This is a genomic window from Marinobacter sp. BSs20148, from assembly GCF_000283275.1.
GTDB classification, from domain to species: domain Bacteria; phylum Pseudomonadota; class Gammaproteobacteria; order Pseudomonadales; family Oleiphilaceae; genus Marinobacter; species Marinobacter psychrophilus.
This window is the reverse complement of the sequence record NC_018268.1, coordinates 519,657-541,184: the sequence shown is the minus strand read 5'-3', so window position 1 is coordinate 541,184 and position 21,528 is coordinate 519,657. Positions and strand designations below refer to the sequence as shown.

Annotated in this window: 20 protein-coding genes; 7 read left to right on the top strand and 13 right to left on the bottom strand. The window is 55.3% G+C overall.

What is annotated here, in order from left to right:
* The first annotated feature begins 46 nt into the window (after positions 1–46).
* Both glnK and MRBBS_RS02370 read left to right on the top strand, forming a co-directional pair.
* On the top strand, positions 47–385 hold the full coding sequence (glnK, locus tag MRBBS_RS02375; RefSeq protein ID WP_007350272.1) for a P-II family nitrogen regulator: 339 nt from the start codon (positions 47–49) through the stop codon (positions 383–385).
* 73 nt (positions 386–458) lie between these two features.
* Positions 459–1,727 (top strand): ammonium transporter, encoded by a 1,269-nt coding sequence (locus tag MRBBS_RS02370; RefSeq protein WP_014869838.1) that lies wholly within the window; start codon positions 459–461, stop codon positions 1,725–1,727.
* Positions 1,728–2,126: 399 nt separating this feature from the next.
* Here the strand turns inward: MRBBS_RS02370 and MRBBS_RS19600 are convergent, their stop codons facing one another.
* Positions 2,127–2,273, bottom strand: coding sequence for a hypothetical protein (locus MRBBS_RS19600; RefSeq protein ID WP_187290770.1), 147 nt, complete (start codon positions 2,271–2,273; stop codon positions 2,127–2,129).
* A 149-nt stretch (positions 2,274–2,422) separates the two neighbouring features.
* On the opposite strand from MRBBS_RS19600, the gene MRBBS_RS02365 reads away from it, so the two are divergent.
* Together MRBBS_RS02365 and MRBBS_RS02360 are read left to right on the top strand one after the other, a co-directional pair.
* Positions 2,423–3,022 (top strand): sigma-70 family RNA polymerase sigma factor, encoded by a 600-nt coding sequence (locus tag MRBBS_RS02365; protein ID WP_014869836.1) that lies wholly within the window; start codon positions 2,423–2,425, stop codon positions 3,020–3,022.
* Complete coding sequence (locus tag MRBBS_RS02360; RefSeq protein WP_014869835.1) at positions 3,019–3,660, top strand: ChrR family anti-sigma-E factor; 642 nt, start codon at positions 3,019–3,021, stop codon at positions 3,658–3,660. Before MRBBS_RS02365 ends, MRBBS_RS02360 begins: the two co-directional genes overlap by 4 nt.
* 46 nt (positions 3,661–3,706) lie before the next feature.
* On the opposite strand, the gene MRBBS_RS02355 is transcribed toward MRBBS_RS02360, so the two are convergent.
* Positions 3,707–4,438 (bottom strand): SDR family NAD(P)-dependent oxidoreductase, encoded by a 732-nt coding sequence (locus MRBBS_RS02355; RefSeq protein WP_041635036.1) that lies wholly within the window; start codon positions 4,436–4,438, stop codon positions 3,707–3,709.
* A 197-nt stretch (positions 4,439–4,635) separates the two neighbouring features.
* On the opposite strand from MRBBS_RS02355, the gene tcdA reads away from it, so the two are divergent.
* Together tcdA and MRBBS_RS02345 are read left to right on the top strand one after the other, a co-directional pair.
* Positions 4,636–5,430 carry a tRNA cyclic N6-threonylcarbamoyladenosine(37) synthase TcdA gene (gene tcdA, locus MRBBS_RS02350; protein ID WP_413540183.1) on the top strand — a complete coding sequence of 265 codons (795 nt, stop codon included), beginning with the start codon at positions 4,636–4,638 and terminating at the stop codon, positions 5,428–5,430.
* An 18-nt stretch (positions 5,431–5,448) separates the two neighbouring features.
* Positions 5,449–7,299 carry a cation:proton antiporter gene (locus tag MRBBS_RS02345; protein WP_014869832.1) on the top strand — a complete coding sequence of 617 codons (1,851 nt, stop codon included), beginning with the start codon at positions 5,449–5,451 and terminating at the stop codon, positions 7,297–7,299.
* Positions 7,300–7,303: 4 nt separating this feature from the next.
* Here MRBBS_RS02345 and MRBBS_RS02340 read toward each other — a convergent pair whose 3' ends face one another.
* Together MRBBS_RS02340 and MRBBS_RS02335 are read right to left on the bottom strand one after the other, a co-directional pair.
* The gene (locus tag MRBBS_RS02340) at positions 7,304–8,284 is read right to left on the bottom strand and encodes an NADP-dependent oxidoreductase (RefSeq protein WP_014869831.1); all 981 of its coding nucleotides are present in this window, start codon (positions 8,282–8,284) and stop codon (positions 7,304–7,306) included.
* Between the two features lie 127 nt (positions 8,285–8,411).
* On the bottom strand, positions 8,412–9,221 hold the full coding sequence (locus MRBBS_RS02335) for an alpha/beta fold hydrolase (RefSeq protein ID WP_014869830.1): 810 nt from the start codon (positions 9,219–9,221) through the stop codon (positions 8,412–8,414).
* Between the two features lie 179 nt (positions 9,222–9,400).
* On the opposite strand from MRBBS_RS02335, the gene cls reads away from it, so the two are divergent.
* Positions 9,401–10,831, top strand: a complete 1,431-nt coding sequence (gene cls, locus MRBBS_RS02330) for a cardiolipin synthase (protein WP_014869829.1) — start codon at positions 9,401–9,403, stop codon at positions 10,829–10,831.
* 20 nt (positions 10,832–10,851) lie between these two features.
* Here the strand turns inward: cls and MRBBS_RS02325 are convergent, their stop codons facing one another.
* The 9 genes from MRBBS_RS02325 to argH are packed head-to-tail and all read right to left on the bottom strand — an operon-like array spanning position 10,852 to position 21,425.
* Positions 10,852–11,451 (bottom strand): hypothetical protein, encoded by a 600-nt coding sequence (locus MRBBS_RS02325; protein ID WP_014869828.1) that lies wholly within the window; start codon positions 11,449–11,451, stop codon positions 10,852–10,854.
* A gap of 47 nt (positions 11,452–11,498) precedes the next feature.
* Positions 11,499–14,348 carry a transporter substrate-binding domain-containing protein gene (locus MRBBS_RS02320; RefSeq protein ID WP_014869827.1) on the bottom strand — a complete coding sequence of 950 codons (2,850 nt, stop codon included), beginning with the start codon at positions 14,346–14,348 and terminating at the stop codon, positions 11,499–11,501.
* 56 nt (positions 14,349–14,404) lie between these two features.
* On the bottom strand, positions 14,405–15,793 hold the full coding sequence (locus tag MRBBS_RS02315) for a GGDEF domain-containing protein (protein ID WP_014869826.1): 1,389 nt from the start codon (positions 15,791–15,793) through the stop codon (positions 14,405–14,407).
* A 39-nt stretch (positions 15,794–15,832) separates the two neighbouring features.
* Positions 15,833–16,807 (bottom strand): tyrosine recombinase XerC, encoded by a 975-nt coding sequence (gene xerC, locus MRBBS_RS02310; protein ID WP_014869825.1) that lies wholly within the window; start codon positions 16,805–16,807, stop codon positions 15,833–15,835.
* Between the two features lie 3 nt (positions 16,808–16,810).
* Positions 16,811–17,554 (bottom strand): DUF484 family protein, encoded by a 744-nt coding sequence (locus MRBBS_RS02305; protein WP_014869824.1) that lies wholly within the window; start codon positions 17,552–17,554, stop codon positions 16,811–16,813.
* Between the two features lie 15 nt (positions 17,555–17,569).
* Positions 17,570–18,556 (bottom strand): diaminopimelate epimerase, encoded by a 987-nt coding sequence (dapF, locus tag MRBBS_RS02300; protein WP_014869823.1) that lies wholly within the window; start codon positions 18,554–18,556, stop codon positions 17,570–17,572.
* Entirely contained in the window at positions 18,553–19,803 is a 1,251-nt protein-coding gene (gene lysA / locus MRBBS_RS02295) for a diaminopimelate decarboxylase (RefSeq protein WP_014869822.1), read from the bottom strand. The genes dapF and lysA overlap by 4 nt, the downstream gene beginning before the upstream one ends.
* A gap of 13 nt (positions 19,804–19,816) precedes the next feature.
* On the bottom strand, positions 19,817–20,002 hold the full coding sequence (lptM, locus tag MRBBS_RS02290; protein WP_041635035.1) for an LPS translocon maturation chaperone LptM: 186 nt from the start codon (positions 20,000–20,002) through the stop codon (positions 19,817–19,819).
* A 4-nt stretch (positions 20,003–20,006) separates the two neighbouring features.
* Positions 20,007–21,425 (bottom strand): argininosuccinate lyase, encoded by a 1,419-nt coding sequence (gene argH / locus MRBBS_RS02285; protein ID WP_014869821.1) that lies wholly within the window; start codon positions 21,423–21,425, stop codon positions 20,007–20,009.
* Positions 21,426–21,528 lie beyond the last annotated feature (103 nt).

The window sequence follows — 21,528 nt, the reverse complement described above, 5'->3', positions numbered from 1 at the left end:
GCCCCATGGCGCTGCCGGTTGGAACAGCTTTACTAAGGAGAAATCAATGAAACTGATTACAGCAATCATCAAGCCATTCAAATTGGACGACGTGCGTGAAGCCTTGTCCGAGATCGGTGTTCAGGGTGTCACTGTTACAGAAGTTAAAGGCTTCGGGCGCCAGAAGGGCCACACCGAACTGTATCGTGGCGCCGAATACGTGGTGGATTTCTTGCCCAAAGTGAAAGTAGAAGTCGCCATTGGCGATGATCTGATGGACCAAGTAATCGAGTCCATTACTAAAGCCGCCAACACTGGAAAAATCGGTGACGGCAAGATTTTCGTGACCGAGCTGCAGCAGGCGATCCGGATTCGTACCGGCGAAACCGGCGAAGAAGCGGTTTAAAATCGCTCTCTCGCCTTAACTGCCAACGCAAAAACCTTATTTTATTAAACAGAGCCTTGTGCGGAGGGTCTTTATGGAAAGCAACGTCTTTCAGTTACAGTACGCGATGGATACCTTTTATTTTCTGATGTGCGGTGCCTTGGTCATGTGGATGGCTGCAGGCTTTGCCATGCTTGAATCTGGCTTGGTACGCGCTAAAAATACCACCGAAATTCTCACCAAAAACGTGGCTTTGTATTCCATTGCCTGCATCATGTATCTTGTTTGTGGTTACGCAATTATGTATGACGGCTCAATCATGCTGTCAGGCATCGGTGAAACAGACACAGCCTCAGTGCTTGCCGACTTTGCCGGCCGTGAAGACGGTTTTGAAGGCGGTTCCATCTACTCTGCTCCATCAGACTTTTTCTTTCAGGTCGTATTTGTAGCGACGGCTATGTCCATAGTCTCCGGCGCTGTCGCTGAGCGCATGAAACTCTGGGCATTTCTGGCCTTTGCAGTAGTAATGACCGGCGTTATTTACCCAATGGAAGGTTCATGGACCTGGGGCGGTAATGATGTGTTCGGCCTGTATAACCTGGGTGACCTTGGCTTCAGTGACTTTGCCGGCTCCGGCATTGTGCACATGGCCGGTGCTGCAGCTGCTCTGGCAGGCGTAATTCTGCTCGGAGCGCGCAAAGGCAAGTACGGTCCGAACGGCGAAATCCGCGCTATTCCCGGCGCCAATCTGCCTCTGGCAGCTCTGGGCACCTTTATTCTTTGGATGGGCTGGTTCGGCTTTAACGGCGGTTCGGTACTTAAACTGGGTGATATCGCCAGTGCCAACTCGGTCGCCATGGTGTTTTTGAACACTAACGCCGCTGCTGCGGGTGGCTCCATTGCCGCGCTGATTACCGCTCGCATATTGTTTGGTAAAGCAGACTTAACCATGTTGCTGAACGGCGCTATCGCTGGTCTGGTGGTTATTACCGCCGAGCCATCCACACCAACGGCTCTGCAGGCAACCCTTTGGGGTGCGCTCGGCGGTATAGCAGTCGTGTTTAGCATTATCGGTTTGGACAAACTGCGCATTGATGATCCGGTCGGCGCTATTTCAGCACACGGCGTTTGTGGTCTGCTGGGCCTGCTACTCGTACCAATCACCAACAGTGGCGCAAGCTTCAGTGGCCAGTTGATTGGCGCAGCCACCATATTTGGCTGGGTATTCTTGGCCAGCCTGGTTACCTGGGGCATCATTAAGGCTGTCATGGGCTTACGCGTCAGCGAAGAGGAAGAGTACGAGGGCGTCGATATTGTCGAATGCGGCATGGAAGCCTATCCGGAGTTTGTTAGCACCAAATAGTAAAGCTGTGAACATCAGTGACAAGGGGCGCCCAAATGGGCGCCCCTTCGCGTTTTGAGGCCTCCATTTTAGAAATCCGACACTTTTCCCAGGTTAAAGAACAGGAAAAAAGATTCCTTGGGCAATATTAAGTCAAAATGCCACAGCCCTAGCCTTATGGGGAGCGGCAAACTTCTGAATCTTGACCTGTCGGACAACGATTTCTTATAACCGCGGGTAAGGGCGACGGTGTCGTTGATAAGCGCCCTACTACAGATAAAACGCCTATCGTTCCCCCGGTCAGTGATCTGCGTTTTTCATCCAATTTTCCCGGCGTTGTACTTTGGCGTTACAAAACGTAGAGCCCTGTTGCAAAGTTCGCTGGCAACTCAGTCAAGACCCATACCACCATCAGCCCCATCACCAGAGGCCGGCATTCTGGCCATGGGCCACCAGTCCACCGGTGGCATAAGCGTGTACCAGTTTAACCCCGACGAGCTGACGCTGAAGCGGATCTGGGTGGTGGAGTAGCTCAAAGCGGCAGCCGTCACCGACGACCATCACCAACGATTTCTCCGGGTTTTAGGGATAATCCACGGCGGATGGTGATCCGGGCGCATCAGCTGGGCGTACAATTTTACCTGACAAACTTGGGATGAGTGCATAGAATGATGACAATACATAGCTCAAATCATGCAACAGCCAAGGAGCATCCGGTGACAACACTGGAGCAGAAGCCGGTTAAATCCGAAGGGCGTAACGACCCTTGGAGTAACCTGTTGGTAAAAGTAGGGAAAAACCAAGATAGACAAGCTTATCATCAGCTGTTCGAGCACTTCGGCCCGCAGATTAAGTATTACGCCATGGCCAACGGCATGGCGAATCACGCGGAAGAGCTTGTGCAGGAAGTATTTGTATCGATCTGGCGCCGGTCGTGCCTCTATGATTGGCGCAAAGCGGCGGCATCTACCTGGATTTTTACCATTGCGCGAAACCAGCGTATTGATATGTTGCGCAAAATGAAGCGTATCAGCGCTGAAATATCAGTAGAGACTGAAGATCTGTGGCAGATCCCCGGCGATCACGAAAACGAGCCCGTTACGTCGCTGGTTCGCTTGATGTCGGAACGCCGAGTACGTGAATCTCTCAGTTTGTTACCAGAAGAACAAACGACTGTCATTGCCAAAGTGTATATGGAAAACAAGTCTCATCAGATGGTTGCTGACGAACTGAGAATACCTCTGGGAACAGTAAAAAGCCGGGTCCGTCTGGCACTCAACAAACTGAAAGTGATTTTGCAGGATCAAAACCAATGACACGGCATCACCCCGAAGGTACAAGCCTGATGGAATTCAGTGCGGGTACGTTGTCTGACCCTCACGCCCTGTGCATACGGCTACATCTTGAAAAGTGTCCGCTTTGCAGCAGTAGAGTAGACACATTAGAGAGCTTGGGTGCAGTAATCTTGGAACAACAACCCTTGACTGCAGGTTCCGAGCCGGCTGCGTCCACCTTAGACGCAATTCTTGCTCGTATTGACAGCGACACAGTGCCTGTAGAAGCCCCGCAGCAGCGTCGAGACCTTATTAAGAAGTTGTTGGGTTGCGACATCAACGATTTGCCTTGGAAGCGCCAACTGGGCGATGTCAGCATGCTTGACGTAACTGATCGTTTCCCCGGACAGGCAGAGAGAGTGGTATTGCAAAAATTGTCCTCTGGAGGCAAAGCGCCTGCCCACACCCACCGTGGAACTGAGACCACGATCGTTTTGCAGGGTGCATTTTCTGACCAGAACGGTATCTTCAATCAGTGGGATTTCGCAGTGCTTGACGAGAATGACAATCACCGCCCGATCGCTGTTGGCCACGAAGATTGCATTACGTTGTCAGTGCTTAGTGCGCCGCTGAAACTAACGGGTACCTTTACCCGGCTGCTCAACCCTTTCATGAGCTGAGCAAGGTTACGGATTAACCAATAAAATCACTATCAGCACGCTGTCTTCACCAAGGCAGTGTGCTGCCGTCCCACGATAAAAAGCTGCCATTCGCCGATTCGTCAATGTGGTCAATCACTGCCAACAGGTTAACGGCGGTTTCACAGGCATCGTGAACCTCCAAGTTAGCCAGCGATTGAGAGAACGGCTCACTTAGTGCCGAACGAGTTGTACCCGGATGTAACGCAATACAGGCCACCGGCGACATACGCCTGGGTAATTCCACAGACAGCGTCTTTACCAGCATGTTCAGTGCTGCTTTGGAACTACGATAGGCATACCAACCCCCCAAGCGGTTGTCGCCAATGCCACCTACCTTGGCGGAAATCGCCACAATGCGCTTTGCGCGCTTGTGCCGCAGCCAAGGCAATAACGCTTGCACCAACAATCCGAAACCACTGGCGTTCACTGCCATAGCACGCACGAGGGAACTCGCCTGTAAATCTTCCAGGCGCTTCTCTGGCTTCATATTTGTGCCGTGCAGTATGCCTGCAGCGTAGATAATCATATCCAGCCCTTCTGCTTTTGGCGCAATAGCGGCCAATTCCGCAGCAACCTGACCCAAGGCCTCGGGTTTTTCTGCATCCCAAGCCAATACCTGATGTTGCTCGCGCAGAAACGCCGACGCTTTTTCCGGCTGACGGCAAAGGCCTATAATTTCAACATCGGCTCGGGCCCCGAGGTTTTCGGCCAGTGCTGCGCCAATCGCGCCAGACACACCCGCAATCAAAATTCGCATAACGTTCACCAAGGTCCGTTTAAAAGAATTGTGCACGGCTGTTCGTTGCCATGCAGAGCTCAACCATGCTTTGAGCCATAAACGTTACGCCTGCCACAGCTCAAAGAGTCAACATTCCGGACCATTGCTTCATGATTTCAGCTTTTTTGTATCTGCCAGCGCTGGGTTACAATAGCAGGCTAAAGCCCATTGGAGAGATTATGAACGCCGACGATTACGCCTTCCGCTTTGGCGGCATTGAGCGCCTGTATGGCCGCAGTGCACTTGAGGCCTTTCGCCAGGCCCACATTGCCATTGTCGGCCTTGGCGGAGTGGGTTCCTGGGCAGCGGAAGCTTTGGCGCGCAGCGGTATTGGCACGCTAACGTTGATTGATATGGACGATATCTGTGTATCCAACACCAACCGCCAACTGCACGCGCTCAGTGGCCAGTACGGTAAAACCAAAACCGATGCCATGGCCGAGCGTTTGCGGGCCATCAATCCTGCCGCCGATATTCGCACCCAGTTTGCGTTTATTACTATCGATAACATCCCGCAACGGATAACCGCCGACATCACCGGTGTCATCGATGCTATCGACAGTGTGAAGCCAAAAACCGCTTTATTGGCTTACTGCCAGCGCAACAAGTTGCCAATTGTGTGTGCAGGCGGCGCCGGAGGGCAAATGGACCCAACCCAAATTCGCGTGGCCGATCTAAGCAAAACCACCCAAGACCCACTGCTGGCTAAAGTGCGCAACCTGCTGCGCCGACAGTACGGTTTTTCACGTAATCCGCAACGGCGTTTTGGCATAGAAGCCGTATATTCGCTTGAACAGCTGACGTATCCCGCCGCCGACGGTACAACCTGCCTGCAAAAACCGGTTAACGCGGGCCCAGTTCGGCTCGATTGCGCCACCGGCTTTGGCGCCGCCAGCCCGGTGACTGCCAGCTTCGGGTTTTTTGCGGCCTCGCGGCTGCTTAACAAAATCGCACAACGCGCCCAACCCTAATTCACGGAACCGATTTCTATGCCCGTAAGCACTGTTTGGCTGCTCGCTTCTATCGGTGTGCTATCACTATTTTGCCAATGGCTGGCCTGGCGCGTACGTATGCCAGCCATACTGTTTTTGCTGGCTGGCGGTATTGCGTCGGGCCCGATGCTGGGCTATTTGAATCCCGAAGATGTGTTTGGCGACCTACTATTCCCGATGGTGTCACTGGCTGTGGCCATTATCCTGTTTGAAGGTAGCCTGACGCTGCGCTTTGCCGAAATTCGCGGCCACGGCAAAATGGTTCGCAATTTGCTCCCCATTGGCGCGATTGTTACGGGCACCATCGGCACCTTGTCGACGCACTATATTCTGGGCATTTCCTGGGAAATCGCCCTGCTGTTTGGCGCCATATCCATTGTTACAGGCCCTACCGTGATTGCGCCGCTGCTGCGTTCGGTCCGGCCCAGCTCGAAACTCGCTAATATTCTTCAATGGGAAGGCATTATTATTGACCCCATTGGCGCCCTGCTGGCAGTACTGGTGTTCGAGGGCATTGTGTCCTGGGGGCAGGGCAATGTGTTTGGCCACTCCCTGTACATTTTTGCCAAAACCATCGCGGTAGGCACTTTTTTAGGTGCGGCTGCGGGCTATTTGAACGGTCAGGTGCTGCGTAAACACTGGATACCCCAATACCTGCACAATGCCGGCACGCTGACCTTCATGCTCGGCGTGTATGCACTGTCGAACGAACTGGCGCACGAATCCGGCCTGCTGACGGTGACCATCATGGGTATCTGGATGGCGAATATGAAACAGGTGCCAGTCGACAGCATTCTGGAATTCAAGGAATCCCTGAGCGTACTGCTGATTTCTGCACTATTTATTATTCTGGCGGCGCGCATCGAATTTTCTGCAATAGCCGAATTGGGCTGGGGCTTAGCCTGGGTATTAGCCATATTGATGCTCGTAGCGCGGCCTCTGAGCATTTTTCTATCGGCTATTGGTACCAATCTGAACTGGCGCGAAAAACTGTTCTTAAGCTGGATAGCACCGCGGGGCATTGTTGCCGCAGCGGTGTCTGCACTGTTCGCCTTCCAACTGCAAAAAGTGGGCTATGATGGTGCGGGAGCTATTGTACCGCTGGTATTCATGCTGATTATTGCCACCGTAACCATTCAGAGTCTGACCGCTCGGCCGCTGGCAAACCTATTAAATGTAGCGGAGCCGTCAGAGTTCGGGTTTCTGATTCTGGGGGCCAACCCAGTGGCACGAATGATTGGTCTTACCTTAAAAAAACACGAGGTCCCAGTGGTGCTTACAGACACCAACTGGGAGAACGTGCGCCAGGCGCGAATGGAGAATCTGCAGGTGTACTTTGGTAACCCAGTGTCTGAGCACGCGTCTAACCAGCTGGATTTGACCGGAGTCGGCAACCTGCTGGTTATTTCACCCTACAAACACATGAATTCCCTAGCCACCTATCACTTCCTGGACTGGTTTGGTGACAACAGCGTTTACAGTTTGGCAGAAGGCGATCAGGACCAGAAAGCGCGTCATCAAACAGCCGAAAAAATCCAACAGACACGGGGCCTTTTCAACGGCGTCAGCTACGCCAAACTGGCCAGCCTGGTAAGCCAGGGCTACTCGGTAAAAACCACCGAGCTTAGCGATGAGTTCAGCTATCAAAACTTTTTGGACAAGTACCAGAGCCAGGCCCTAGTACTGTTTATATTTGATGGCAAAGGCCGCATTACCCCAGTGAAATCCATGGACAAACTCAAGCCCGGTGAGGATTCCACGCTGATCAGCCTAGTTCCGGCCCGCGCACCAAAAGAGCGCAAAGAACGCAAAGACCGTGAAAACGCCGAAGGCAATGGCGCAAAATAACCAATCAGTCGCGGCAGTCCAGTACCAGCTTGCCGCAAACGTGGCCGCCTTCCAGCAACTCGTGGGCGGCCGCGACCTCGGCCAGTGAAAACACCTTTTCGATATGAACGGTGACATCGCCGTCTTCAATCAGTTCGGCGATTTCCTCAAGATGAAACACATCCGGGCGCACCGTCATGCCGTGGGCTCTCAGGCCCATGGCTTCGGCGGCACAGATAATCACATCTGCGGTCACAGTGGGCACCGTTACCAGCACACCTTTTTCACCCAAACAGTTTAAAGAACGCCGACCAGCATCGCTGCCCACCAGGTCCAACACCACATCCAGGCCAAAACATTCCTGAGCTACGTCGGTGGTGGTGTAATCGATGATTTCGTGCACACCCAGGCGGTCCAGAAAATCGTGGTGGTCCTTCGAGGCGGTCGCAATGACATGGGCGCCCTGGGTCAGGGCAAATTGCACGGCCAAGTGCCCGACACCGCCGGCGCCGGCGTGAATCAGAATTTTTTGACCGGACTGTAGGTCAGCCACCTCGAATAACGCCTGCCAGGCCGTCAGCGCTGCCAACGGCAACGCCCCGGCAGTCACCAAATCCAGGTTTTCCGGCACAATGGCCAGTTCATCAGCCTGGGCCAGCGCATAGCTGGCATAGCTGCCGCCCGTCAGGGCGAAACCTGCCAGCCCCATCACCCGGTCCCCGGGTGCCAAGGTGTTTACATTATCGCCTACGCTGACAACTTCACCGGCCAGATCATAACCCGGCGTCCACGGCAGCAGATCTTGTTCGCTCAGCTGCTTGGCCACAAAACCCAAGCCTTTACGGGTTTTCCAGTCAATCGGGTTAAGCCCGGCGCCGTGGACCTTGATCAGCACCTGGCCCGCCTGAGGCTCAGGCACTAAAGCATCAACAAGCTGCAAAACATCACGGTCACCAAACTCCTCGTAAACTACTTTTCGCATGCTGGTGTTAACGGTGTCTTCCATGGGGTGCTCCGGCAAAGGGGTCGGTCATCGTTCGGCAGAGATAATAGTGAACTCTGCGCATTTTGAGTGTATCAGATAAGGCGGTGTGGCCCATGATTCAAGACATCACGCTTAGCCTTATATTGACTCAATCGTCAGTGGCAAGAAAGTCCACACACAAGGTGGCAAAGGTGTCCGGTTTTTCGGCGTGCAGCCAATGGCCTGTACCCTCAATCACCTTTACGCTGGCACTGGGAAACAGCTGCAAAATAGTGTCTTTATGCTTGCTTTGCAGATACGCCGAATCGGCGCCTTTAATAAACAGCACCGGCCCTTCAAACGGGCCTTCACCTTGCGGAGCATCGGCGAGCTGCGAATAGCAACACTCGATTATCGTCAGGTTCAGCAACCAGCGAAAGACCGGCCCGCCTTCAATCGCTTGCTCCTTCGGAATCCGCTCCAGGTTTTTCAGCAGAAATTGGCGAACGCCGGCGTCGACCACAAAGTTTGCCATCTGTCGGTCCGCCTCGGTGCGCGAGCTTACCGCGCTTAAGTCCATGGCTTTGAGCCCTTCAAGAATGGCATCGTGGCGCGGTTTGTAAGCGACTGGTGAAATATCGGCAACAATCACACGGTCAACTCGATCCGGCGCCAGTAATGCCAGCTGCATCGCCACTTTGCCCCCCATGGAATGGCCCAGCAGGCAGGCGCGTTCAAGGCCCTGCTTATCCATGTAGGCCAGTACGTCTGCCGCCATGGCCGGGTAGTCCATGGTGTCGGTGTGGGGCGACTGGCCGTGATTACGCTGATCCAGGGCGTGAATCTGCCAACGGTCTTCCAAACGACGGATTATCCCGCCCAAGTTGTCCAGCGAGCCAAACAACCCGTGCAAGACAATTAATGGCAAACGCCCGGATTCGGCCGGCCCGGTTTGGCGGGCATTGAGTTCAACTGTCATCAGATATTTCCTTACGGCGCTTTTGGTCGCTAGATTAGCATTGGAACAGCCGCATCGACAAAGATCCTGCGCACCTTACATAGGACGCAGCTCCACACGCAGTGCTCGATGATGGGCGCCATGCTATCTTGACCCATTACAACGCCGCGCCTGCAGTGCCCTCCAATACAGGAATCCAGATGCCCGAATTCTCACTGATTGCCGTTATTGTTACTCTGGTGTACGTGGCATCTCTGGTGTGCATCTACCGGATTCTGATGACTTATCGCACGGCACAGGGGGCTTTGGCCTGGGTTTTCGCCTTGCTGGCGCTGCCGTGGATTACGCTGCCACTGTTCTTGCTTATTGGGCGTTCACGCTTTGGTGGGTACGTTAAAGCGCGACGCATGGGCGACGAGGCGCTGACCAATCTGCTGAACCGATTTGAGCAGCAAGAAACCTCATTACGCTCACCGGCGCACGAACATTTCAGCGATGAACTTCAAGTGCTCAGCAAGCTGGCTCGCCAGTCATTTACCGAAGGCAATCACAGCACTTTATTGCGCGACGGCGAAGCGACTTTCGACGCCCTGTTTGACTGCATGGAAAACGCCCAGCACTACATCCTGCTGGAGTTCTACATTGTCCGCTCTGACCGTGTTGGGCAGCGCATAAAGTCCATTCTGGAACGCAAGCTGGCGGAAGGAGTGGAGGTGTGGTTTTTGCACGACAACATTGGCAGCTTTGGCTTGCCTCGCAAATACATCAGGGAACTGACACAAGCCGGCGCCCACACCGCCGCCTTTGGCGATGGCAATGTGCGCCGCTGGCGCTTTCAGATGAATTTTCGCAATCACCGCAAAATTCTGGTGTGTGATGGCAAGGTAGGCTTTGTTGGCGGTATTAATCTGGCAGACGAGTATCTGGGCGCCACCATGGACCAGGAACCCTGGCGCGACACCCACTGCCGCATTGAAGGCCCCGCGGTAACCGGGTTACAACTGGCCTGGCTAGAAGACTGGAACTGGGCCAGCGACACCTTTCCAGAGCTGAACTGGGCACCCCATCACAAAACCCCGGGTGACGAGCGAATTCTGATTATGCCCACCGGGCCCGCCGACAGCTGGGAAAGCTGTACGCTGTTTTTCCTCAACTGCATCAACAATGCCCGCGAGCGGGTGTGGATTGCATCACCTTATTTCGTGCCCGATGTTCAAGTGATGAACGCCCTGCAGCTGGCGGCGCTGAGAGGGATAGACGTCAGAATTTTAATTCCGGAAAAATCCGACAGCCGCATCATTGGCCTGGCGGCCTATTCCTATCTGGTACAAGCCTGCCAGGCTGGCATTCAGATTTATCGTTATCAGCCCGGCTTCATGCACCAGAAGGTGATTCTGGTGGACGACCGCTACACCGCGGTCGGCACGGCCAATCTGGACAACCGCTCCATGCGCCTAAATTTCGAAATTACGGCAATCAACACATCAGGCAAGTTTGTCGAGGAAGTAGACGCGATGCTAACCGAGGACTTCAAACAGTCCCACTTGATGGACGAGCGCGATTATCGCGACCGTTCCTTGGCGTTTCGCATTACCTGCCGCGCCATACGCCTGGCCGCTCCGCTGCTGTAAACGGCTGACCGATGGCAATTTCAGCGCGGGCTTTCGTCATCAGACGGCAGTGGCTCTACGGCCAGGTGCGACGTGTCTGGCACGATGGGCGGAGGCAACTCTTGTTTACTGCCAATATCGCTGCCGGCCGGCGCCAGGCTCCAGGCATCGAGATGATCAAAACTCAGAACCTGTACCGGTACGGACTCAGCTAGGGTTACGCCCGGCGGATCCAGAGTCAACGCAGACCCCGCCAGCACCGCATCGGTGCGCTCGCCAGCGATGGGCAAGCCACTGCCGCTCGCCTGATTTACCGCGAAGGGGCTACTGGCTTTGCGCTGCGGTGGCTTAGAAGCAGCGGCTGACTGAGGTGCAGAGTTTGAACGCGCCGTTTGCGCCTGCGCACCGGCTTGCACGGGTGCCATCGCCTGAACGTAAGACCGCATCCCGTGCTTTTGCAGTAAGGCGCGGTATTTTTCGGCCTCGTCCTGGTCGAGCTGGTTGCGAATAACCACTGGCTTGCCGCTGAACATGCGGTCAAGCTGGGTATCATTGGCCTTGAATAATTGCCGCGCATTACTGCGAGCTGTAGCAGGGTTAGTGCCTGCAACACACTCGCCCTTGAATATGAGCTGGAACATATGCCGCTACCTCTGCTATCGATTCAGAATGACGAATTACCCAGTCCTTAGCCCTGGCCCAGCAAGCGCGGGAACGACTCTAATGAACTATTCACCGCGTCAAGGTTGAACGCCGATACGTCTGCCAGCAGCTTTTCGCTATAGCTGGATACCGAGTGCGAACGGTAGCGTTGGCCCCAGGCCACCAGGCGTTCGGCAAAATCGCGCATTTTCTCCGGATCACCGCTTTTGCGCACGCTTTCCCACTCGTCACCGAAATCTTCCGCCAACTGCTGCCGCAACCAACCCCGCTCGTGCATACTCAAAGTCTGCGCCAGCAGGCGCTCACCTTCTTCCGGTTTGCCTTCTTCCTCGACTTCTTCGCCGGTTGAGGCCACATCCGGAAGAATCAGCTTGAACACTGAACCTTCATCAAGGGTGCTTTTCAGGGTCAATTCTCCGCCCATCATTAGCGCCAGTTTACGGCTGATGGCCAGCCCAAGGCCAGTGCCGCCGTAGCGCCGCGAGTTCTGGCCTTCCTGCTGCTCGAAAGCATCAAAAATTCGCTCTTGCTGGTCAGTAGCGATGCCGATTCCGGTGTCGGTGACGGTAATTTCCAGCCGGTAACGCGGGTGCTCTGGTTCTCCGGGTTTGGTGCCCGGCGGATAGCTCTGCTTTGGCAAGGGGCTGGCCTTGGCGCGTACCGTTACCCCACCCTCGTGGGTAAATTTTATAGCGTTACCCGCCAGGTTGAAAAGCACCTGGCGCAGGCGTGTTTCGTCCAGCATCAGCGCTGCCGGCATCTTTTTACCCACGCTGACCTCTAGGGTAACGCCTTGGTCGCGGGCACGCAGGTCGAAAATGTGCAACACATCGCCGAGCATTCTGCGCATAGACACCGGCGCATAATCCAGCCGCATTTTGCCCGCTTCAATTCGAGACAAGTCCAGAATGTCGTTGATCAGCATCAGCAATGCACGGCTACCGGCGCGAATGGCGTCCAAATAATTGCGCTGCTGTGGGTCTGTTACCGTATTGCTCAACAAATCGCTGTAGCCGATCACCGCGTTCATCGGGGTGCGAATCTCATGGGACATGTTGGCCAGAAATTCACTTTTTGTCAGACTAGCGGCTTCCGCTTCCCGCGCCAACCGCTCAGCTTCGAGCTTAGCCGCCCGCAGCTCATCTTCACTGCGCCGCAGTGCGTTTTCCGAGCGGATTCGCTCGTCCACTTCCCGCGACAGTTTGCGATTCCAGTACAAGAATATCAGCACCACCACCACCGCCAGCAGAACCACCCGGCGCACCACGGTGTAATCGGTCGCCTGTTCGATATCCAGGTGAATCCAGCGATTATAAATGGATTCGGTTTCCACGCTTTCCATGCTGCTCAACGCCTTGTTGAGAATGCGCTGCAAATCTGGATTGTCTTTGCGCACCGCCAATCGCAATTCGTACTCATAGGGCGTCACGCTGGTAATGCGCAGGTTGGTTAACCCCAGGCGGGTCACGGTGTAACTGACCGCCGGAATGTGCGTTACCATCACGTCCAGATCGCCGTTCGACAGTGCCAGCAAGCCCTCTTCCACGCTGGTCATCGGATAGATATTCAGATTCGGATGATTGATCAACAGATAATCATGAGCGGCATGGCGATTCACCACCCCCACTTTTTCCTGGCGTAGTTCACGCAAATCGCCGATAAAACGACCGTCGTCGCGGATCGCCAGAGCAATAGGTACGGTCAGGTAGGGCCGGGTAAACAGAAAATCCTGTTCTGTGCGGGGGGTGCGTGAGATGCCCGGTAAAATATCCACCTCGCCGGTTTTGAGCTGGTCTTCAGCCTGCAACCGGCCAATCGGCGCGGTATTCTGAAAGCGCACGCCCAGCTTGGTTTCCAGCCGCGACATCAAATCCGGCACCAGGCCAGCGGGCTTTCCATCCTGCTGAAACTCGAATGGCGGCCAGTCTGTGCGATACGCTACGACCAAACTGGAGTTGCCCTTGAGCCAGGCCAAATCCCGCGCTGACAGGTCATTGCCGGGCTTTTCCTGGGGCGGTACTTCGGTGGTCAGCCAGGCTTCCAGCACTTGGCGATGCTCGTTGAGGTCAATGCGGGCTATGGCATCGTTGAGCAGTCGCAACAGGGGTGATTCAGCTTCGCTCGCGGGTAACCGCAGCACAACATCAATGGTTTTCTGGTCTGGCAGAACAGCCAGGCTAATGCCATTCACCCGCGCCGATTGCAGATAATCCGATACCACCGGCACTGGCCCCAAAAACCCAACCGCCTGCCCTGACAGCACCACATTCACCGCCTCGGCAACGTCGGCCACCATAACTGGCTCAAAGTTCTCCACGGGGTCTAGCAGCGGGTATTGATTCACATCGTTGCTAATCACCGCCACTCGGCTGTTTTCCAAGTCTGCCAGGCTGCGAATAATGCCGTCACCGGCGCGGGCGAACAAGCCGTAGGTTAACGACATCAAAGGCTGGGTATGGACGAAATCGGTGGCTGGCGGCGCATCGCTGAAACGGGTCACCAGTGCGGCATCCACGTCACTGCCCGGCGGCCGCGGCTCTACCGGCACACCCAACTTTATCGACAGTTTGGCCAGGTAATCGATATAAATGCCCGCTAGGGAACCGCTCCCGGTATTAAACACCAGCGGCACCTGCTCCGCCTTAACCGACACGGTAACCCGCTCGTGTTCGGCCAACCAAAGCCGGTCGGCGCTTTCCGGCGTCAGGCCCAAGGGCGGCTTAGCGGCAAGCTCAGGGTCGTCAAACGGGCTGGCGCTGGCAGGCTGGGCTCCGACTTCAACCGGAGCACCCAGCATGTTCGCCGGTTCGGCGTGCAGCGGAGTATGAAGCCCGCTTAACAGCCAACACAAAATCAGAACATGCGCAGCCTTCACTGAGGTTCCTCAAAGGTTTGATTGAGCTGAACGCGATAACAGCGGACTTGGCCCACTTAGTCCGTGCTGATCTTAACCTGGTTGCGGCCGGCATTCTTGGCGATATAAAGCGTGCGGTCGGCGCGTTCGAACAGAGTGTCTTCGTCATCGCCACTTCTGATGCTCGCAATCCCTGCCGAAAAAGTAATGGTAACCGGCTGATTGCCACAATGAAACGGCAATTTTGCGACACTGGCGCGTAAGCCGTCTATCACTTGTTTGGCCTGGATACCGGTGGTTTCCGGTAGCAATACCACAAATTCCTCGCCGCCAATACGGGCGATAAAATCTGTCGAGCGCAGTCCTTTTTTCAACTCCCGCGCCAGCAGCTGCAACACCCTATCGCCCGCTTTATGGCCATAAGAGTCGTTAATGCGCTTGAAGAGGTCGATATCAACTATTGCAATTGTCATTTCACCTTTATAACGCTGCCACCGCTCGACCTCAAGTTGCAGGCGGTCGTGCCAGGAGTCACGGTTGGGGAGCTGGGTGAGCATATCGGTATTGGCGCGACGGCGCTCTTTAAGAACCTGTTCGCGCATCAGCTCAGACTCGGTTTCCATGGTGACGATTTTCTGCTGCAGAGCTTCCAACTGAGTCGCCAGGGCTTTTTCACGGTCACTTTCGCGTTTGCGAAACTGGACTACTGACTGGGCTATGTCGTCCAGGTGACCCGTCACAGAATGTTTCAACTGATAGAGGTTGTTACTGCTTTGAATGTGCTGGCTCAGGCGCTTTAGCCCGCCCTGCAAATCTTGGCCCAACGCCTCTGAAGCACTCAGCCGGCCGCTTTGCGCGGACGTATGCGCTACAAAGCTCTGGCGCAGCACGGCCAGGCGATCGTCAAGCTGTTGAATAAATTCGTCAAACTGGGCGCGGCATTGCTTAATGGCCATCATCACCAATTCAGCCACATCGCGCAGACATTTGCGCAACACGCTCCAGTCTTCGCTATAAAGCAGAATCTGCTGCAGAGCGCGGGCCTTTTTTTCCGCGTCTGCACTTATCGGTATATCGCTGACGATTTGTTCCACTAACTGGCCAACACGGCGGGCAATACGCAGGCGGTCGCGGTCGCCGTCCCGGCCCAGGTCCATAGAACCTGCAGCAGGGCTTGCACCAGAACCTTGTGAAGCAACTTCCGCTTGTTCAAGAAGCACCATCTGGCAATCAATCTTTGTTTGCAACAACTCCCAGTGCTCAACGTCAATAGCGGGGCTACGCACTTGGTCACGAACATTATCCAATAGTTGGTCAAGCTCGCCAGACTGTCCCTTCAGACCCAAGCTGGTCCGCACCAACATCCGCTCAAGCAACGTGCGGTGCTGTTGCCATTGTTGCTCACGGTGTTCGGCAGCATCCAACTCCCGTAGATATTGGTCTTTCCAAGACAACTCTGGGCTCATGGAACCTCCTGCGCGCCACACGGCCGTGTGCTAATCGACTTATTCATGATTGATTCGTCGCCGTTTTGCTCTTGGATGACTCTGGTCATACACGCTGGCAAGGTGTTGAAAGTTTAAATGGGTATAGACCTGAGTGGTCGCAATGTCCGCATGGCCCAGCAACTCCTGGACCGCCCGCAGATCGCCACTGGATTCCAATAAGTGGCTGGCAAATGAGTGCCGCAGCATGTGCGGGTGCAGTTTCTGATCGGCGCCTTTTACCAAGCCCCAACGAGCCAGCCGCACCTGAATACTTCGATGACTAAGGCGGTCGCCGCGGCGGCTGACGAATAGTGCCTGTTGCCCGGAACCGGCGAGCTCCGGCCGCACCGCTAACCAAGCCTGAAGCGCCGCCAGGGCAGGTCGCCCAATGGGCAAAACGCGCTGTTTATTGGCCTTGCCAGTCACTTTTACCTGAGCGGCTGCCAAATCTACAGTGCCCAAATCCAAAGCGGCGACTTCTGCCAGCCTTACGCCTGCAGAATACAGTAATTCAAAAATGCATACATCTCTCAGTTCCAGCGGATCGTCCGCCTGGGCATCCAACAGGTGCGTCAGCTGGTCTACATCGGCAACGACAGGCAACCGCCGCCCGCTTTTTGGTGCGCGAATACCCTCCGCCGGGCTATTTTCTGCCAGACCTTCACGCAACAAGTAATGGTAAAAACGGCGTATCGCTGAAAGGTGGCGGGCAATGCTGCGGCCGTTCAGGCCCACACGGCTTAAGTGAGCAACGTAACGGCGGATGTCGTGGCTGCTAAAATTTTGCCAGCGGGCTTCCGAGGGCTCTTGAGATTGATCAATCGGTTGCTGTTGACAGCACTCTTGAAGCCAACGCTGCAGGCGCAGCAGATCTCGCTGATAATGCTCGCAAGTGAGCGGTGACAGGCGTTTTTCAGAGGCCAGATGGCGAATGAAGCCGTCAACACCCTGAAACAGGCCAGTGTGTCGCGGCTTGTTACCGGCCGAGTGCATCGGTCAACGAGACTCGGCGATGTCGGTTAGCGGCAATGCTACCAAGTGGCGCTGCACCATGGGCGGTAGTAACCGGCTTAAAGTGTCACTAATATAACTTAAAAACAGCGAACCCATGCTCTGGTCAAAATAACCCGGCATACAGCTGCCAATGGCAAACACACCAACAAGTTCGTGGTTTCGCAGCGGCACCAAAGCCACTGAAGCAACAGGCTCGTCGCGATCAGGGAACAAAAAAGCGCGTTCGCTTTCGCGGAACTGTCCGCACACTGCGCGGCCGCCGTCCAGCAAATTACCCAGCCGTTTGTGCGCTACCGCCGGCGACACCACATGCAGAGAGCCTTGAGCCGCCTGCGGTAGAGGGCCATCGGTAAATAGAATCACACTGGCCGCGTCCAGACCAAAGTCACCGCAAATACTGTCATCAATCACAGCCGCCATGTCGTTCAGATTTTTGGCTTCGATAATCTGCATCAGCAAGCGCTTGCTTTTTTGGAACAGCTGGTCGTTCTGGCGCGCGATGCCCACCAACTCAGCCAGCTCATGACGCAGGGTGTCTCGCTGCTCGCGAAAAAGATGAACTTGGCGCTCAACCAACGAAATGGCCCGCCCGCTATCGTGAGGTAAAGTCAGGTCGCGCAGCAGGTCGCTCTGTCCAACAAAAAAATCAGGGTTATCACGCAGGTATTGCGCGACTTGCTCTGCATTTGGAACGCCGGCCTCTTGGCGGGCCGCTGAATCTGTCATCGTGTGCTCCTGGTGTCAGGATCGTTGCCTGCCGGTTCTGGCGGGTTTACGGCGGCGAATGCCGGGCTCTGGGGGCAGTCGCAGCTGGCCCTCAAAAACATTTGCAACGGGTCCATCCATCATAACAGCGGCTCCCTGCCCCTGCCATTCGATAATCAGCCGGCCTCCGAGAAGTTCTACTTCTACCCGCGGATCGAGCAAACCCCTCAAACATCCTGCAACAACCGCAGCGCAAGCGCCAGTGCCGCAAGCCAGAGTTTCACCACAACCGCGTTCAAACACGCGTAAGCGAATATGGCCGCGATCTACAATCTGCATAAACCCAATATTCGCTTTGGCAGGAAAGCGCCAATGCTTCTCTAACAGCGGCCCCAGCGTTGCCACCGGAGCGTTGTCGACGTCGGCAGTCAGCAGGACGCCGTGGGGGTTGCCCATAGACACCGCCGACAACTCTATGGTCTGGCCATTTACGTCTACGTTGTAAACCGGTGCAAATTCGTCAGCGCTGAACGGTACGGTGTCGGGTTCAAGGCGTGGCACGCCCATATTTACTTTCACCAACCCGTCTTTCCCCATCCGCAATTCAATAATGCCGCCAGCTGTTTGCACCCGCATCACTTTTTTGTTGGTCAGGCGCTGATCGCGCACAAAACGGGCAAAACAACGGGCTCCATTACCACATTGCTCCACTTCCGAGCCGTCAGCGTTGAAAATCCGATAGCGGAAATCCACATCCGGAAGCCCTGGTGGCTCCACCACCAGCAGCTGATCAAAACCGATGCCAAAATGGCGATCGGCCAGCTCGCGAATCATTTCCGGGCGCAGGCGAAACGTCTGGCTGATGGCGTCAACCACCATAAAATCATTACCCAGGCCGTGCATTTTCGTAAAACGCAGAACGCCACCAAGAGCGGCGCTCGGGCTACCGACAAAGGCGCCGCCAGCGCCGCTCCGAGAGGCTGGGCCGTCAACGTTGGCCAAGAGCTCACCGTCGCCGCTCATAACGGCAGGCTACTCTCGGGAGCCAATTGTTCTTCCAGGGTTTCGCGGCGGCGAACCACATGCACCTGATCGCCATCGACCATCAATTCAGGCGGGCGATTACGGGTGTTGTAGTTGGAACTCATAACAAAGCCATAAGCCCCGGCTGAACGTACCGCGAGCAGGTCACCGGCGCTCAAGCTAAGCTGGCGATCTTTACCCAGAAAATCACCGGTTTCGCACACAGGGCCCACCAGATCCCAGGCTTTTTCGTCGCCCTTACTATGTGGAGCCACTGGCACAATGGCCTGCCATGCGCCATAGAGCGCGGGGCGAATCAGGTCGTTCATGGCGGCGTCAATAATCGCGAAGTTACGGTGCTCTGTACACTTCAGAAATTCGACACGGGTCAGCAGCACGCCGGCGTTGGCGGCGATCGAACGCCCAGGTTCCAGAATCAGCTCCAATTTGCGGTCGCCCAGGCGCGCAAGAATCGCTTCCACATATTCGCCGGGCTGGGGCGGTGTTTCATCGTTATAGGTAACGCCTAGGCCACCGCCCAAATCCAGGTGCTTTATCTCGACCCCCTGATCTGCCAGGTTGTCTACCAGTGCCAGAACCCGATCCAGAGCGTCCAGAAATGGCGCCAACGTGGTCAGCTGTGAGCCAATGTGGCAATCCACACCACGCACGTCGAGGTTAGGCAGGCTAGCAGCACGGGCATATACCGCCGGCGCGACTTCAATATCGATACCGAATTTGTTTTCTTTCAGACCGGTAGAAATATAAGGATGAGTGCCCGCGTCAACGTCGGGGTTTACCCGCAGCGACACCGGCGCTTTCACGCCCAGCTCACCGGCAATGGCGTTCAAGCGGTCCAGCTCGATATCAGACTCTACGTTAAAACAACGCACACCCACTTCCAGCGCGCGCCGCATTTCCCAGGGCTGTTTGCCAACGCCGGAAAAAACCACTTTGGCCGGGTTACCACCGGCTCGGATCACCCGTTCCAGCTCACCGGCAGATACGATATCAAAACCCGCACCCAGGCGGGCCAGCACGTCCAATACCGCCAGATTGCTATTGGCTTTTACCGCATAACACACCAAGTGCGGGTGGTTCTGCAGGGCGTTGTCGTAGGCGCGGTAATGGCGTTCGAGGGTCGCTCGGGAATAGACATAAGCCGGCGTGCCGTGCTGCTCTGCAATGCGCGCCAGCGGCACATCTTCGACCCAGAGCTCATCGTTCTTGTAAATGAAATAATCCATAAAAATTCCTGAATTAACGGGCCTGACCCGACGTTTCTGATATGGGTACGGGCGTCGGCTCCGCGCTTTTTGCTAAGGGTTCCTTGCTAGGCGCTTCGCGGTAGAGATCGCCTTTCTGACCGCAGCCTGAAAGCCCAACCACCAACAAAAGGCTTAACAGCACTGCGACTTTAACAACCGCGGGGAATTTCAGACCCATTACCTCAACCCTGTCTAAGTGCGTTACGGGCACGCTTAACGGCTGCCCTAACTTGCGTCGGCGCGGTGCCGCCAAGGTGGTCACGAGCCTGCACCGAGCCCTCAAGAGTCAGCACGTCAAATACGTCTTCACTGATAATACCCGAAAAAGACTGTAGCTCCGCCAGTGTCATATCTGACAAATCGCGCTTCTGCTCTACGCCAAAGGCCACGGACCTGCCCACCACTTCGTGGGCATCGCGGAACGGCATGCCTTTTTTGACCAGATAATCGGCCAGATCCGTCGCTGTGGAGAAGCCCCGCTTGGCTGCTACCCGCATATTATCAGCTTTGGCGGTAATCGCCGGCACCATGTCGGCGTAGGCTCTCAGGCAACCTTTTACGGTATCTACGGTGTCAAACAGCGGCTCTTTGTCTTCCTGGTTGTCTTTGTTATAGGCCAGCGGCTGGCCTTTCATTAACGTAAGCAGACTGATCAGGTGGCCATTCACCCGACCTGTCTTGCCCCGAACCAGTTCTGGCACGTCCGGATTTTTCTTCTGCGGCATAATAGACGAGCCAGTACAGAAACGGTCTGGCAAATCAATGAAATCGAACTGCGCGCAAGTCCACAGCACCAGCTCTTCACTAAAACGCGACAAGTGGGTCATCAGCAGCGCGGCAAAGCTGCAGAATTCAATGGCAAAATCACGGTCGCTGACCGAATCCAGCGAGTTTTCCGAGGCACGGTCAAAACCTAGCAGTTTGGCGGTCATCGCCCGGTCAATAGGATACGTGGTGCCGGCCAGCGCCGCAGCGCCCAGGGGCATGACGTTCACCCGCTTACGACAATCCTGCAGGCGTTCGCCGTCGCGCACCAACATTTCGTACCAGGCCAACAAATGATGGCCAAAAGTCACCGGCTGCGCAGTTTGCAGGTGGGTAAAGCCCGGCATGATGGTGTCGGCTTCGCGTTCAGCCAAGTTCAGCAGCCCGGCCTGCAATCGTTTGAGTTCCTCGGCAATCACGTCAATCTCGTCACGCAAATAAAGCCGGATATCGGTGGCCACTTGGTCGTTACGGCTGCGGCCGGTGTGTAACTTTTTACCGGTAACGCCGATGCGATCGGTCAGACGCGCTTCGATGTTCATGTGCACGTCTTCCAGACTGACCGACCACTGAAACGTCCCGGCTTCGATGTCTGCTTTCACCGCCTTCAGCCCTTCCAGAATGGTGTCGCGCTCTTTGTTGGTCAGAACGCCCACCGCTGCCAACATCGTGGCATGGGCAATGGAGCCGGTGATGTCGTGATGATAAAGGCGCTGATCAAAACCGACAGAGGCAGTAAAGCGCTCGACAAAGGCGTCGGTAGGCTCGGTGAAGCGTCCACCCCAAGGTTTTTCCGAGTTTGAGGCCTGCTCCGGCGATTTGTTATCCATCATCATCTATAGTTCCTGCTGGTAGCCCGAGGTCACAGGGCCAAAATGGGTCAATAATCAGTAGCGGGAGTATAACATTCTGACCCGGTTAAAGCAGACACTCAGTAAC